We start from the raw sequence: 13,669 nt of genomic DNA on the forward strand, positions 1-13,669 counted from the left end.
ATGACTCGTTACCTACTCTGCCTTGCCTTGCTCGCCGTCGGCTGTACCACCGACCCCACCGAACCGGCGGAATCCGCTTCCTTCGACCGCCAGGCCATGCTCGTACACTGGGCCGATGACATCATCGTTCCGGCATTTCAGGACTTCAAGCGCGACGCCACCGACCTCGAGTCGGCCGCGCGGGCGTATGAAAGCACCCCATCCGACGAAACCCTGGCCACGGTACGCTCGGCTTTCGCCACCGCATACCTGGGGTGGCAACGGCTGAGCCCGTTCATGACCGGGCCCGGTGAGGAGCATCGCCTGCGGGAGCAACTTAACATCTACCCCACCGATACCACCCGCCTGCTGAGCGGCAGCACCGGCTCCCTGGAATTGCCTTCCAATGTTGACGTACAGGGCTTCCCCGCCCTCGATTTTCTGCTGTTCGGCACGCAAGACCCCGCCGATCGCCGGGCCGAGGTCACCCGCCTGAGCGCCCGGATCACGGAACTGGCTTCGGTGGCCCTGGCCGACTGGACGGGTGAATACCGCGACGCCTATGTGGCCGCCTCCGGCAATAGCGCCACGGCGTCCGTCGACCGTACCGTGAACGACTTTATCTTCTGGTACGAGAAATACCTGCGGGCCGGTAAAATTGGCATCCCCGCCGGCGTCTTCTCCAGCGACCCCCGCCCCGCACTCGCCGAGGCCCCCTACCACGGCAACCTTAGCCGGGCACTCTTCCTGGAAGGCCTGGAAGCGGGCAACGATTTCTTCAGCACCGAAGCAGGCCTGGCCGACTACCTCGACGCCCTGCGGGTAGAACGTGGCGGTGAGTCTCTCAGCAGCCAGATTCGCGCCGGTTTCGGTACGGCTGCCGACCGCGCCGCCGAATTGAACGCCGACATCGCCACCCAGGTCCGCAACGACCCCACGGCGGTGCTGCAACTCTACGACGCCCTGCAGGCCAACGTCATCCTCCTGAAGGTCGATATGTTGCAGGCCCTCGGGATCAACGTAGACTACGTGGATGCGGACGGAGACTAGCGCGGCACCCCTGGTCGTCTTTCGATTCGGTTTCGGCCTGATTATGCTGCTCAGCATCATCCGCTTCTGGGCGAACGGCTGGATCGAAAAGCTTTACCTGTCTCCCGACTTCTTTTTTTCCTATCGCTATTTCGAGTGGGTCAAGCCCCTCGGCACCTGGACTTACGCACTCTTCGCAGTGGTCGCTCTGGCCGCGGCCTGCATCATGGTGGGGTACCGTTACCGCGCGGCGATGGTCGTCTTCTTCCTCGGCTTCACGTACATCGAGCTGATGGACAAGACCACCTACCTCAACCACTATTACTTCATCAGCCTGCTGGCCTTCCTGCTGATTTGGATCCCCATCCCCCCCGGTTTGGCGGCGGCGCGCGGGTGCCGTGTGAACCGCTTCTACATCCATATCCTGCGGCTCTTTGTAGCCGTGGTCTACTTTTACGCCGGTCTGGCCAAGCTAAACAGCGATTGGCTGTTGCACGCCCAACCCCTCGCCATCTGGTTGCCGGCCCGCTACGACCTGCCCTTCCTCGGCGACCTGCTGCAACAACGGTGGGTACACTTCGCATTTGCGTGGGGCGGCGCACTCTACGACCTGGCCATTCCCTTTCTGCTGCTCTGGCGCCGCACCCGGGTAGCGGCCTTTCTGTTGGTGGTAATCTTTCACGTCCTCACCCGGGTACTCTTCCCGATCGGGATGTTCCCTTACATTATGATCGTAAGTGCGCTGATCTTTTTCGGTCCCGAGCTACACGAGCGGATATTGGCTGTACTGGCGCGCGGCCGATCCTGGGTTGCCGGTCGCCGCTCCCTTTCCGCGCGGGTCCCGGTGTGGCGGTTGCTCCCCATTACGGGCGTGCTGCTCTTTCACCTGCTATTCCCCTTCCGCTACGTATTACAGCCCGGTGAGTTGTTCTGGACCGAGGCGGGCTACCGTTTCTCGTGGCGCGTCATGCTCATGGAGAAGGCCGGCCTGGCCACCTTCCGGGTGGAGGATGGTGCGAGCGACCGGCGGGCGGTGGTCGACAACCGCGAATTCCTGACGGCTTTCCAGGAAAAACAAATGGCTACCCAACCTGATTTTCTCCTGGAGTTTGCCCAGTTCATCGCCCGGGAATACCAGAATCGCGGTTTCCTACAGCCGCAGGTGTACGTCGACAGCTACGTGGCCCTCAACGGCCGCCGGAGCCAACCCTACGTAGACCCCGAATTGGACCTCACCACCGTATCCCGCAACACGCCCGTGCAGCAGTGGCTGCTCCCCTTTCAAGACACGATCTATGGCTTTTGACCGCTTACTTTTGATGGTCTGCTTGTTGGCGGCTGCCGGGGTAGCTACGGCCCAGCGCAGCGTGGAGTTGATCCTTACCGATACAGCCGGCGTATCCTTGCCCGACACCGAGCTGTTCGTCGCGGAGACCGCCCGGCTGTTTACCACGGATGCCGACGGCAGTGCCAGGATCGCCCTGCCGGTCAGCGGTCCGGCCACGGTGACCGTCTTCGCCGTAGGCTACGCCACCCGCCAGGTAGAGGTCAACGAGGCCCCCGATCCCCTACGCCTCGTGCTGCAGCCCCTTAGTCTTAACCTCAGTTCGGTTACGATTGTAGCCGAGACCCGGCGCCGCGAAGCCCTGACGCGCCTGCGCGCCGTGGAGGGCACGGCAATCTACGCCGGCCGCAAAACGGAAGTGGTCAGTCTCGACGCCCTGACGGTTAACCAGGCCACGAACCAGGCCCGCCAGATCTACGGGGAAGTATCCGGGCTGAATATCTACGAAAATGACGACGCCGGTCTCCAGCTCAACATCGGTGGCCGGGGCCTGGACCCCAACCGCTCGGCCAGCTTCAATACCCGCCAGAACGGCTACGACATCAGCGCCGACGTGCTTGGGTACCCGGAAAGCTACTACACGCCGCCGGCCGAAGCCCTGGAGCGCGTTGAAGTGGTGCGCGGAGCGGCCAGTCTGCAGTACGGAACCCAGTTCGGGGGGCTCGTCAATTTCAAATTCCGGGAACCGGAGCGCACCCGCCCCGTGAGCCTTGTCAGCCGGCAGACGGTCGGCTCCAACGCCCTTTTCACCTCCTTCAACAGCCTGAGCGGCCAACTGGGGCCGGTGGGCTACTATGGGTTCTATAACTTCAAGCGGGGCGACGGCTTTCGGCCCAATTCCGACTTTCAGTCGCACAATGCCTTCCTGCACCTCGACTGGTCGCCCGCCTTCCTGCCTGGCACAAAAATCAGCGCCGAATATACCTACCTGGATTACCTCGCCCAACAACCCGGCGGCCTCACCGACGCCCAGTTTTACCGCGATCCCTTCTCCAGCAACCGGCAGCGCAACTGGTTCGCCGTCGACTGGAAGCTCTACAACCTGAGCGTGGCGCACCGCTTTTCGGCCCGTACCAACTTTAGCCTTAACCTGTTTGGCCTCGACGCCGGGCGCCGGGCGGTGGGCTTCCGTACCAACCGCGTAAGCCAGACCGAAGACCTCGACGCGCCCCGCGACCTGCTCATCGGCCGCTTTCAGAATTACGGCGCCGAAGCACGTCTGCTGCACCGCTACCGCATCGGCCAGCAGGAAGCTATCGCGCTCATCGGTGCCAAGGTGTACCGCGCCAACAATTCCGCCGTCCAGGGACCGGGCACTGCGGCGGGCGACGCTGATTTCGGACTGGCAACCGACCGCTTTCCCAGCTACCCCAATCAATCGGATTTCACCTTCCCCAACCGCAACCTGGCCGTTTTTGGCGAGCACATCTTTTACCTCTCCGACCGGCTGAGCATCACCCCGGGTGCCCGCTACGAATACATCCGCACCGAGAGCCGGGGCAGCTACCGGCGTTTTGACTTCGACCTCGCCGGCAATCCGATCCGCGACGAGACCTTCAGCGACGACCGCGTCTTTGCGCGGAACCTGCTGCTCCTAGGCGTGGGCCTGAGCTACCGACAGCGGGAAGGTCAGGAGTGGTTCGCCAATTTCAGCGAGAACTACCGCTCGGTCACCTTCAACGACATCCGTACCGTCAACCCCAGTTTCCAAGTCGACCCCAACATCCGCGACGAGAGCGGTTACACGGCCGATGCCGGCTTCCGGGGCCGCCACGGCCGGTGGTCGTACACCGCCAACGTATTCGCGATCCGCTACGGCAACCGGCTCGGGGAGGTCCTCACGCCTGAACTACGCACCGACGCCAATGGCGAGGAAGTGGAAACGGGGCGCATCGTCCGGCGGCGCGGCAATATTGGCGCGGCGTTCCTGTACGGCGTCGAAAGTCTGCTCGAATGGCGGGTACTCGAACCGCCCGTCGGCGCCGACGGGTCTTCCCCCTACTACCTGACGGCCTTCGCGAATACCAGCGTGACGGATTCCCGCTACACCGAATCCGAGATCGCCGGCGTCAGCGGCAACGAGGTGGAATTTATTCCCCGACTGAATGCCAAGGCCGGACTGCGTTTCGGTTACGGCAATTTGCTGGGCTCGCTGCAGTACAGCGTACTGTCGCGGCAGTACACCGATGCGAGCAACGCCCTGCAGGACCGGGCCGATAACCAGAGCGGAATCGTCGGCAGCATTCCCGCCTACGGGGTGGCCGACCTGAGCCTGAGCTACCGGTGGCGTTTCGTTACCCTGGAATCCGGCGTGAACAACCTGACCAACGAAGTATACTTCACGCGCCGCGCCACCGGCTATCCGGGGCCGGGCATCATCCCGAGTGCGCCCCGGACGTATTACCTGACCGTGGCCTTTACCCTGCCCGCCGGCAAGTGATTGTCAAAGTTGCCTACTGAAGGACCGCCAGGTCCTCTTCCCCGAATTCAACGAGGATGTTATCCCCCAGGGTGGTAGACAGCACCATGCCGCTGTAGGTCACGTAGATCGGCCAGTTCTTGTGCTGGCGGTCGACCAGCACGGCCACTTCGATTTTGCTCGGCAGCACCCGATGCAGGGCACCGAGGGCGTAGAAGAGGGTCCTGCCCGTATTGGCTACGTCGTCGACTACTAGTACGGGTTTGCCGTCCAGCTCCTGCAGATCGTGATCGACCGTCGCGCCGGAGGCCAGAGGATCGGATGGATCGATGCGCAGGTTCCAGAGGTGGAGGGGGGCATCCGAGATGCGCCGTAGGTCATGCTCGAGGCGGCGGGCGAGCTCCATACCCCGACGGTTGATGCCGAGGATATAGAGCTCGCTTTCTTCCGTATTTCGCTCGAGGATTTCCATGGCCAAGCGGGTCACCTTGGCGTTGATCTGCGTGTGATTGAGTAACTGCATGTAGGGATTATTCCTGGATCATTTCCAGCAATTTACGCACCTGTTCGACAATGGAAACCTTGCGCTTGCCTTCTGTGGTGCGGTTGGCGGGCTGCAACTTGAGGCGGAAGAGGTACAGGCTGCGGGGCCCGAGAATGAATGGCTCGTCGGCCACATATTCCTTCGGTGCCGGCACCGCACTGGTGTGGGTGTCGACGAGCAATTCCCAGCGGGTAAATTCCCGGACGCCCGGCAGGTTAAATTCCACCCCTTCCCAGTATCCGTTGAGGATCATGAGAAAGATGTCGTCCTTGATTCTCCGACCGCGCTCGTCGTATTCGTCCATTCCCTCCCCGTTGAGGATCATGCCGATGCTGCGCTGGTTGCCATCGGCCCAGTTCTCGGCCGTCATTTCGTGTCCGGCGGGATTGAGCCACAGGATATCGCTGATGGCGGTATCCTTGATCTTGAGTCCGCTGAAGAAACGCCGACGGTGAAAGACCGGGTTCTCGCGGCGGAGGGTGATCAGGTACTGAGTGAAATCGTGCAGCGCCTTCTGGTCCTCGTCCCACTCCCAGTCAAACCAGCTGATGGGGTTGTCCTGGCAGTAGGCGTTATTGTTGCCCATCTGGGTGCGTCCGTATTCATCGCCCATACTGATCATCGGCACCCCCTGGCTGAAGAGCAGGGTGGCGAGCTGGTTGCGCTGCATACGCAGGCGCAGGGCCTGAATTTCCGGATCGTCGGTCGGGCCCTCTACGCCGCAGTTCCAGCTGCTGTTGTGGGATTCGCCGTCGTTGTTTTCCTCGCCGTTCGCCAGGTTATGCTTTTCGTTGTAGCTGTAAAGGTCACGCAGGGTAAAGCCGTCGTGGGCCGTGACGAAGTTGATGCTGGCCGCCGGCCGGCGGCCGCTCAGTTCGTACAGGTCGCTGCTGCCCGTAAGCCGGAACGCCAGGTCGGCTACGCCAGCGGCGTCGCCTTTCCAGAATTCACGGACGCTGTCGCGGTACTTTCCGTTCCATTCCGACCACAGTACCGGGAAGGCCCCTACCTGGTAGCCGCCGGGACCTACGTCCCAGGGCTCGGCGATGAGTTTCACCTGACTGATAATCGGGTCCTGGTGGATGGTGTCCAAGAAGGTGCTCAGTTTTCCTACTTCGTAGAGGCCGCGGGCCAGGGCACTGGCCAAATCAAAGCGGAAGCCGTCGACGTGCATTTCCGTGACCCAGTAGCGGAGGCTGTCCATGACGAGCTGCAGGGAGCGGTTGTGGACCATGTTGACCGTGTTTCCGGTACCGGTATAGTCCATGTAGAATTCCTTGCTGTCCTCCACCAGACGGTAGTAGGCCTGGTTGTCCAGTCCCTTCATCCCGAGCATGGGACCAAAGTGGTTGCCCTCGGCGGTGTGGTTGTAGACCACATCGAGGATCACCTCCAGTCCGGCCTTGTGCAGGGCCTTGACCATATCCTTGAATTCCTTTACCTGCTCACCGGCCCGGCCAGAGGCGGCGTAATCAGCGTGGGGGGCAAAGAAAGACTGGGAATTGTAGCCCCAGTAGTTGCGCAGGCCCTTGTCGACCAGGTGGCTGTCCTGCACGAAGTGGTGGACGGGCATCAGTTCCACGGCTGTAATGCCGAGTTTCTTCAGATAGTCGATGATCACGGGATGCGCCAATCCGGCGTAGGTGCCGCGCAATTCTTCCGGTACGCCCGGGTGTTGCTCGGTGAGGCCCTTGACATGCATTTCGTAGATCACGGTCTCGTGCATGGGTCGTTCCAGCTGCTCGTCGCCTTCCCAGTCGTAGCTGGTATCGATCACTACTCCTTTGGTAATGTAGGGGGCGCTGTCTTGCGTGTCCTGGACCAGGTACCGCTCGGGATCTTCGTCCGTGATGGGGTACGGAAACACGGCGCCGTGCCAGTCGATGGTACCGTCGATCGCCTTGGTGTAAGGATCGATAAGCAGTTTATGCGGATTGTAGAGTTTGCCTTCCTTGGGATTCCACTCGCCGTGGGCCCGGAATCCGTAACGCCATCCGGTCTCGAGATTGGGGATATAACAGTGCCATACCTGGTCGGTCTGCTCCATCATCTGTATCCGATAGGCTTCCACATTCGGTGTCTCGCGTCGGTACAGGCAAAGGTCCATGCGCGTAGCTCCCTCACTGAAAACGGCGAAGTTGGTTCCCTTTTTGGACCAGGTCGCACCCAGCGGATAGGGTCGCCCCGGCCAGATCTCGATATCCTCGAAAGACCCGTAGGGCTTTTTGATCTGTTGTTCCGCGATGGTCTTCTCTTTAGTCATATAGCTTTATTTGTCAGCAGTTGCTGGAACCGCCGACCCGGGGAGTAATCGGATATTTCGTAAAAGGGTTTTCAGGATAACCCCACCTGCTACCTCCGCGTTCACGCGCGTGGTTAGCTAACGCAACTTAGCCTACTAGTAACTGCCACCGGCCAGCATGACCAGCGTACAGCCGTGGACCACCTCAATGCCGTTCTCCCGGGCCAATCGGCCGAGTTCGGGATTTTCGGTGCCGGGATTAAAGATGATCCGACGGGGCGCCACGCGCAGCAGCCAGTCGTAGTATTCCGGCTGGTGCTGGGGGCCGACGTAAAGCGTCACGGTGTCAATTTCCGGAACGTCAGGCTTGCCGTGCAGGATCTCGCGGCCCTGGACGCGACCGTGTTTGACGCCGACGGGGACGATCTCGTGGCCCCGGGAAGCGAGGCGTTCGGCGGCGAGGTAAGCATATCTGGAGGGGTTGGGCGTGGCGCCCAGAATCAAGGTAGTCTTCACGGTCAGGGTTACATTCAGTACGTATTCCCGTAAGCAACAGTGCAAGGCACCCGCTTGTGCTGCTTCCGGGAGAAAGCCCGGCACCCGCACGCCGCTGGCCGCCCGAATGCTACTTGCGCATCAGTTCCACCTGGGGCCAGATGTCGCCGACCAGGCTCACGAGTCCGTAGATGAGCAACTGGATGCCGATGGCCATGACCAGAAAGCCCATGATGCGGCTGAGGGCCGAAAGACCCGCCCGGCCGAGCAAACGGAAGAGCAAGGGCGCGTACTGCAGGGTGATGAACACCAGCACTGCCATGACGACCACCACGCCGACAATAAGCAGGCTAACGTCCCAACCCGGCTCGCCCGCCGATAGACCGATCAGCAGCGAGATGCTGCCGGGTCCGGAAAGCATAGGCATGGCCATCGGGGTAAAACTGATGTCCTCCTTGGCCTGGGCCTCCTCCTCAATCTGGTGGCTGATGCGGCGGCGCTCGAACTTGCTGTTGAGCAATCCGTAGCCGCTGTTGATGATGATCAGGCCGCCGGCAATCTGCAGGGCGTTCAGGGAGATCCCGAAGAAATTGAGAATGACTGAGCCGGCAAAGAAGAAGGTGATCAGGATCACCATAAAGTACAGAGCCGTACGCCGGGCGGTATTCGACCGCTCGGCGTGGCTGTAATCGTTGGTCAGGGTGAGGTACATAGGTACCGCACCGAAGGGGTTAACCACCGAAAACAGCGAACCCAGCGTAGCGAAGAAGAAGCTAATCATACGGCCAAGAACGCCTCGCCGTCGGGCAAGTTGCCTACCCGCCCCGCCGCCACCGAAGGGACTGCTCGTTAAGGATTTTGCAGGTCACGGGGTCGGCCAATACTTGCTTGCCCAGGTCGATGGCCCGTCGCAATTGCGTTTCGTTCAGTTGACGGATGGCGGCTTTTTTGGGATCGAGCACCCGCTGCCACTTTTCGGAAAATAAGTTGTCGTAGACCACCCGCAGGAAACAGTGGTTGTGAACAATGGGGTAGCCGCCCAGGCGTGCCGCCGCGGGGAAATGGTAGTTGGCAAGCTCGAGTAATTCCCGCCGAAGTTGGTCTGTGCGATCGCGCTCCATAGTCGGTTACCTGATGACGGGGGAAAAAGCCCTCCGGACACCAACGCCGGAATAGGAAGCCACCGTCTACCCGGTAAAGTCCGGCGTGCCCAAACTGTTCATCATCACCTTGCTCCTCGCTTCCGCCTACGGCCACACCTGCAGTTGGGTAAACTCCAACACCTTCTGCGGGCAGGCGGAGAAACTCGCCGCAGAAGGCGCTGCGGGACAGGCCATTGTCCGGTTGCAGGGCGAAGCCGTACGGTGGGAGGAAAAGGTTGACGGCACCTTCTACGCCCCGGTATTCCGGGTGCGCATCCTACGTTCGGAGGCGGGCCCGTTCCGCACGGGGGAAGTGATCTACCTCTGGTCGGGCGACGCGTGGGACTGCAACGGTCCCATCGACTACCTCGAGCCGGGGGAGGAATACCTGGTGGGATTCCCCGCGGTGCCCACCGACCGCACATCGGTGACGGAACTGGCTCCGAATACTCCTGAAGGGCTATACACCCTCTGGGGCTTCGGCGGGCTGGTTCACCGCATCTACGAGCGCGACGGGCAAGACGTGGTTCATCCGGTGGAGTTCGACGGCAAGGCGGTGACCGTCGACCGGCTTTTGGCGCACATCGCTCCCTGCCACGGCGGCATCGATCCACAACTCGCGCTGTTCCCCAACCCGGCCAAGGAATGGGTGCGAGCCACCTTCCCCGAACAGCGGGTACTGGGCGCCGACGTATTCGACGGGCGGGGACGGCTGGTCGCTACCGGTCTTTCCGCTGTCGGGCCCACCACCCTACTGACGATCGACGTACGGAACTGGCCGGCGGGCATGTACTACCTCTCCCTCAGGTTGGAGGACGCGCTGTACCGCCGCCGGTTTTTGGTGCACTAGAGTCGCTCGTAGATGCCCGCAATACCCTGGCCGCCGCCCACGCAGGCGGTCACCATGCCGTACTTCAGGTCGCGCCGCTTCATTTCGTTGAGCAACTGGATGGATAGCTTCGCACCGGTACAACCCAGGGGGTGTCCAAGTGCGATGGCCCCGCCGTTGACATTGACAATCTCCGGGTCGATGCCCACTTCACGGATTACGGCCAGGGCCTGGGTAGCGAATGCTTCGTTGAGCTCCACCAGACCGATGTCCTGCAACTGCAGTCCGGCCTGCTTGAGGGCCTTGGGGATGGCTACGCACGGACCGATGCCCATGTAAAGGGGGTCGACGCCGCCTACCGAACAGCTCACCAGGCGGGCGATGGGCTCCAGGCCAAGTTGCTTGACCATCTCGCCACTCATCACGATGACGAAAGCTACGCCGTCGCTGGTCTGACTGCTGTTGCCGGCGGTCACTACCCCGCCCTGCTGGAATACGGGGCGCAACTTGCTCAGCGCTTCCATGCTGGTGGACCGGCGTACGCCTTCATCGACGGCCACGGTATGGCTGCTGGTCTGCCGCTTGCCGTCCTGCACGAACACCTCCTCTACCTCAATGGGCAGGATCTCGTCCGCGAAGCGCCCGGCATCGATGGCGGCCGCGGCCCTTTCGTGGCTGCGCACCGCGAACTGGTCGGCTTCCTCCCGGCTCACGTTATACTTTTTGGCCACCGCCTCGGCGGTGATGCCCATGCTCACGACGTAGTCGGGAGTGGTACTGGCCACCTCGTAGCTAGGGGCCAGCTTGTAGCCCGTCATCGGGATCTGGCTCATGCTCTCGGCACCGCCGGCCACGAAACATTCCCCCATGCCGGCCTTGATCTTGGCCACGGCCATGGCGATGGTCTCGAGTCCGCTGGCGCAGTAGCGGTTGACGGTGACGCCGGGAACGGATTTACCCAGGGCGCGCAGACTGATCTGGCGGCCGACCTGCAGGCCCTGCTCTCCTTCGGGATTGGCACAGCCCACGAGCACGTCGTCGACTACCTGGGGGTCGATCTTCTCGTTGCGTTCGAACAGGCCCTGAATGACCCGTACGGCGAGGTCGTCGGACCGGAAATTCTTGAATCCGCCGCGACCGGCTTTGCCTACCGCGCTGCGCAGGCCGCTGACTATATATGCTTCTTTCATGGTATTGACTTCTTTGGTTAGGAGGGCTAGTTGCGCAGCGGTTTGTTGGTTTGCAACATATGCTGGATGCGCTCCAGGGTTTTCTGTTCGCCGCAGAGGCTGAGGAAGGCCTCCCGCTCGATGTCGAGCAGGTACTGCTCACTTACCTGCTGGGTTCCGGTCAGGTCGCCGCCGCACAGAACCCACGCCAGCTTTTTCGCGATCTTGATGTCGTGGTCGCTGGCGTAGCGCCCGCGCCGCAGTTCGTTGGCGGCGGCGTAGAGGGCTGCCAGTCCGCCCCGCCCGAGCACGGTGATGTCCTCGCGCTGCCGGGGCATGGTGTAGCCGTCGTCGGCCAGGTCCAGCACCATACGCTTGGCTTCGGTGAGGTTACGGTCCTTGTTGATGACCACCTTGTCGCGGCCCTCGATGAGGTAGCCGTAATTGTAGCCTTCGTAGGCGCTGGTGGAGACCGATGCCATGGCGATGGTCTTGAAGCGGTCGATCAGGGTGGGGATCATCACGTCGCCTTCGAAGAAGCTGTCGCTCGTCCGCAGGGCGAACTCCTTGGTGCCCGCGCCGGCCGGGATCACGCCGATGCCGGCCTCAACCAGGCCGATGTAACTCTCCGCCGCCACGGCCGCGCCGTCGCAGTGCATGAGGCTCTCGCACCCGCCGCCGAAGACGTAGCCCTGGGTGGCGGCCACTACCGGGATGGCCGAGTAGCGCAGGCGCATCACGCTTTGCTGAAAAAGGTTAACGGCCATGTTCAGTTCCTCGAATTCCTGCTGGTAGGCCAGTTGGGCGATCATCATCAGGTTGGCGCCCACGCTGAAGTTGTCGGCGTTGTTGCCGAGCACCATCCCGCGCCAGCCTTCTTCCTCGAGTTTGGTGATGGCTTCCTGGTATCCGCGCAGTACGCCTTCGCCGATGCTGTTGTAGGCACTGGTAAATTCCAGACAGGCTACCCCGTCGCCGATGTCGTGCAGGGTCACCTCGCTGTTTTGGTACACGGGCTTCTGGTCGCGCAGGTTATCCAGGATGATGAAGGCTTCCGTACCGGGTTTGACGCGGTACGACTTGCTCTGCTGGTCGTAGTACTTCAGTTGCCCGCCTTCCTGCTTGTAGAAGCTGTCGTGACCGGCCGCCTGCATATCCCGCACCCACTGGGGGATGGTGGCACCGTCGGCTTCAGCGGCGTCGATGCCCGCCTGCAGTCCCACGGTATCCCAATATTGGAACGGCCCCATCTTCCAGGCATAGCCCGCCCGCATGGCGTCGTCGATGCTGTAGAGGTTGTCGCTGATCTCGGGGATCCGGTTGGCGGAGTAGGCGAACAGGCCGGCCAGCATGCGGCGGACGAACTCCCCGCCTTTATCGTCGGCTTCAAAGAGGGCCTTGACACGCCGTGGCAGATCGTCGATCTGTTTGGCGGTCTTCAGGCAGGCCAGGTCTTCGCGCGCCGGCGGTTCGTATTCGAGGGTTTTCAGGTTGAGCCCGAGGATCTGGCGGTTGCCCTCTTCGTCAAGGACCTTCTTGTAAAAGCCCTGTCCGGTCTTGTTGCCCAGGAAATTATTGTCAATCAGAAATTGGTAATACTGGGGAATCTCCAGTACGGCCGCGGACTCGTCGTCGGGGGCATTTTCTCGAATGCCGGTCATGACGTGGGCACCGGTATCGTGACCCACCAGGTCGCCGAGGCGGAAGGTGCCCGTCTTGGGTCGACCCAGCGCCGGGCCGGTCAGTTTGTCTACCGTTTCAATGCGCAGCCCGAGCTCGTCGGTCAGGGCATAGCTCTTCGAAAGGCTGTACACGCCAATGCGGTTGCCGATGAAGGCGGGCGTATCCTTCGCCATCACGGTAGTCTTGCCGAGGTACAGGTCGCCGTAGTGCATGAAGAAATCTAGTACCTCCTGCTTCGTATCCGGACCGGGGATGATCTCGAATAGGCGCAAATAGCGCGCAGGGTTGAAAAAGTGGGTACCACAGAAGTGCTGCCGGAAGTCTTCGCTCATACACTCCTGAATCTGCCGGATCGGGATGCCGGAGGTATTGGTGGTGACCAGGCTGCCCTTACGGCGCACCTTGTCTACCTGCCCCAGCACCTTTCGCTTGATGTCCAGTCTTTCCACCACCACCTCGATAATCCAGTCGTAGTCCCCGAGCTTGTCCATGTCGTCGGTGAAGTTGCCGACGGTGATCCGCTTGGCAAAATCCTTATCGTACAGCGGAGCGGGCTTCGACTTGATGGCCGTCTGCAGGGCCTGCGCGGCAACGGAGTTGCGGACGGCGGGATTGGTTTCGGTCTCGTCCATGTCACGCGGCAGGATGTCGAGCATCAGAACTTCCAGTCCTACATTGGCAAAATGGCAGGCGATACCGGAGCCCATGACGCCGGAGCCAAGCACGGCGGCGCGGCGGATGTGTTGGGAGGTGTGTTGGGTCATATCATGATCGTTTAGCGAAAATTCGCTGG

Annotated in this window: 11 protein-coding genes; 4 read left to right on the forward strand and 7 right to left on the reverse strand. The window is 61.5% G+C overall.

The annotated features are described in order from the left end of the window. From E4021_RS04555 to E4021_RS04565, 3 genes are read left to right on the forward strand one after another with little or no spacing between them, the layout of a single operon-like run. Positions 1-1,029 carry an imelysin family protein gene (locus E4021_RS04555; protein ID WP_136456772.1) on the forward strand — a complete coding sequence of 343 codons (1,029 nt, stop codon included), beginning with the start codon at positions 1-3 and terminating at the stop codon, positions 1,027-1,029. Continuing rightward, positions 1,013-2,314, forward strand: coding sequence for an HTTM domain-containing protein (locus tag E4021_RS04560; RefSeq protein WP_136456774.1), 1,302 nt, complete (start codon positions 1,013-1,015; stop codon positions 2,312-2,314). The genes E4021_RS04555 and E4021_RS04560 overlap by 17 nt, the downstream gene beginning before the upstream one ends. Continuing rightward, positions 2,304-4,793 (forward strand): TonB-dependent receptor domain-containing protein, encoded by a 2,490-nt coding sequence (locus E4021_RS04565; RefSeq protein WP_136456776.1) that lies wholly within the window; start codon positions 2,304-2,306, stop codon positions 4,791-4,793. Before E4021_RS04560 ends, E4021_RS04565 begins: the two co-directional genes overlap by 11 nt. A 13-nt stretch (positions 4,794-4,806) precedes the next feature. On the opposite strand, the gene E4021_RS04570 is transcribed toward E4021_RS04565, so the two are convergent. The 5 genes from E4021_RS04570 to E4021_RS04590 form a co-directional block, all read right to left on the reverse strand. Continuing rightward, complete coding sequence (locus tag E4021_RS04570; RefSeq protein WP_136456778.1) at positions 4,807-5,295, reverse strand: phosphoribosyltransferase family protein; 489 nt, start codon at positions 5,293-5,295, stop codon at positions 4,807-4,809. A 7-nt stretch (positions 5,296-5,302) separates the two neighbouring features. Continuing rightward, positions 5,303-7,579, reverse strand: a complete 2,277-nt coding sequence (gene glgX, locus E4021_RS04575) for a glycogen debranching protein GlgX (protein WP_136456780.1) — start codon at positions 7,577-7,579, stop codon at positions 5,303-5,305. A 135-nt stretch (positions 7,580-7,714) separates the two neighbouring features. Then, positions 7,715-8,074, reverse strand: coding sequence for a CoA-binding protein (locus E4021_RS04580; protein WP_136456782.1), 360 nt, complete (start codon positions 8,072-8,074; stop codon positions 7,715-7,717). Positions 8,075-8,183: 109 nt separating this feature from the next. Beyond that, on the reverse strand, positions 8,184-8,834 hold the full coding sequence (locus E4021_RS04585) for a MarC family protein (protein ID WP_136456784.1): 651 nt from the start codon (positions 8,832-8,834) through the stop codon (positions 8,184-8,186). A gap of 34 nt (positions 8,835-8,868) precedes the next feature. Next, complete coding sequence (locus E4021_RS04590) at positions 8,869-9,174, reverse strand: hypothetical protein (RefSeq protein WP_136456786.1); 306 nt, start codon at positions 9,172-9,174, stop codon at positions 8,869-8,871. Between the two features lie 85 nt (positions 9,175-9,259). Here E4021_RS04590 and E4021_RS04595 point away from each other — a divergent pair, with 85 nt between their 5' ends. Beyond that, positions 9,260-10,045 carry a T9SS type A sorting domain-containing protein gene (locus E4021_RS04595; RefSeq protein ID WP_136456788.1) on the forward strand — a complete coding sequence of 262 codons (786 nt, stop codon included), beginning with the start codon at positions 9,260-9,262 and terminating at the stop codon, positions 10,043-10,045. On the opposite strand, the gene E4021_RS04600 is transcribed toward E4021_RS04595, so the two are convergent. Both E4021_RS04600 and E4021_RS04605 read right to left on the reverse strand, forming a co-directional pair. After that, positions 10,042-11,214 (reverse strand): thiolase family protein, encoded by a 1,173-nt coding sequence (locus E4021_RS04600; protein WP_136456790.1) that lies wholly within the window; start codon positions 11,212-11,214, stop codon positions 10,042-10,044. The genes E4021_RS04595 and E4021_RS04600 overlap by 4 nt on opposite strands. Before the next feature lie 26 nt (positions 11,215-11,240). Then, the gene (locus E4021_RS04605; protein WP_136456792.1) at positions 11,241-13,640 is read right to left on the reverse strand and encodes a 3-hydroxyacyl-CoA dehydrogenase/enoyl-CoA hydratase family protein; all 2,400 of its coding nucleotides are present in this window, start codon (positions 13,638-13,640) and stop codon (positions 11,241-11,243) included. Between the last annotated feature and the right edge of the window lie 29 nt (positions 13,641-13,669).

This window comes from Neolewinella litorea (assembly GCF_004803465.1).
GTDB lineage: Bacteria > Bacteroidota > Bacteroidia > Chitinophagales > Saprospiraceae > Neolewinella > Neolewinella litorea.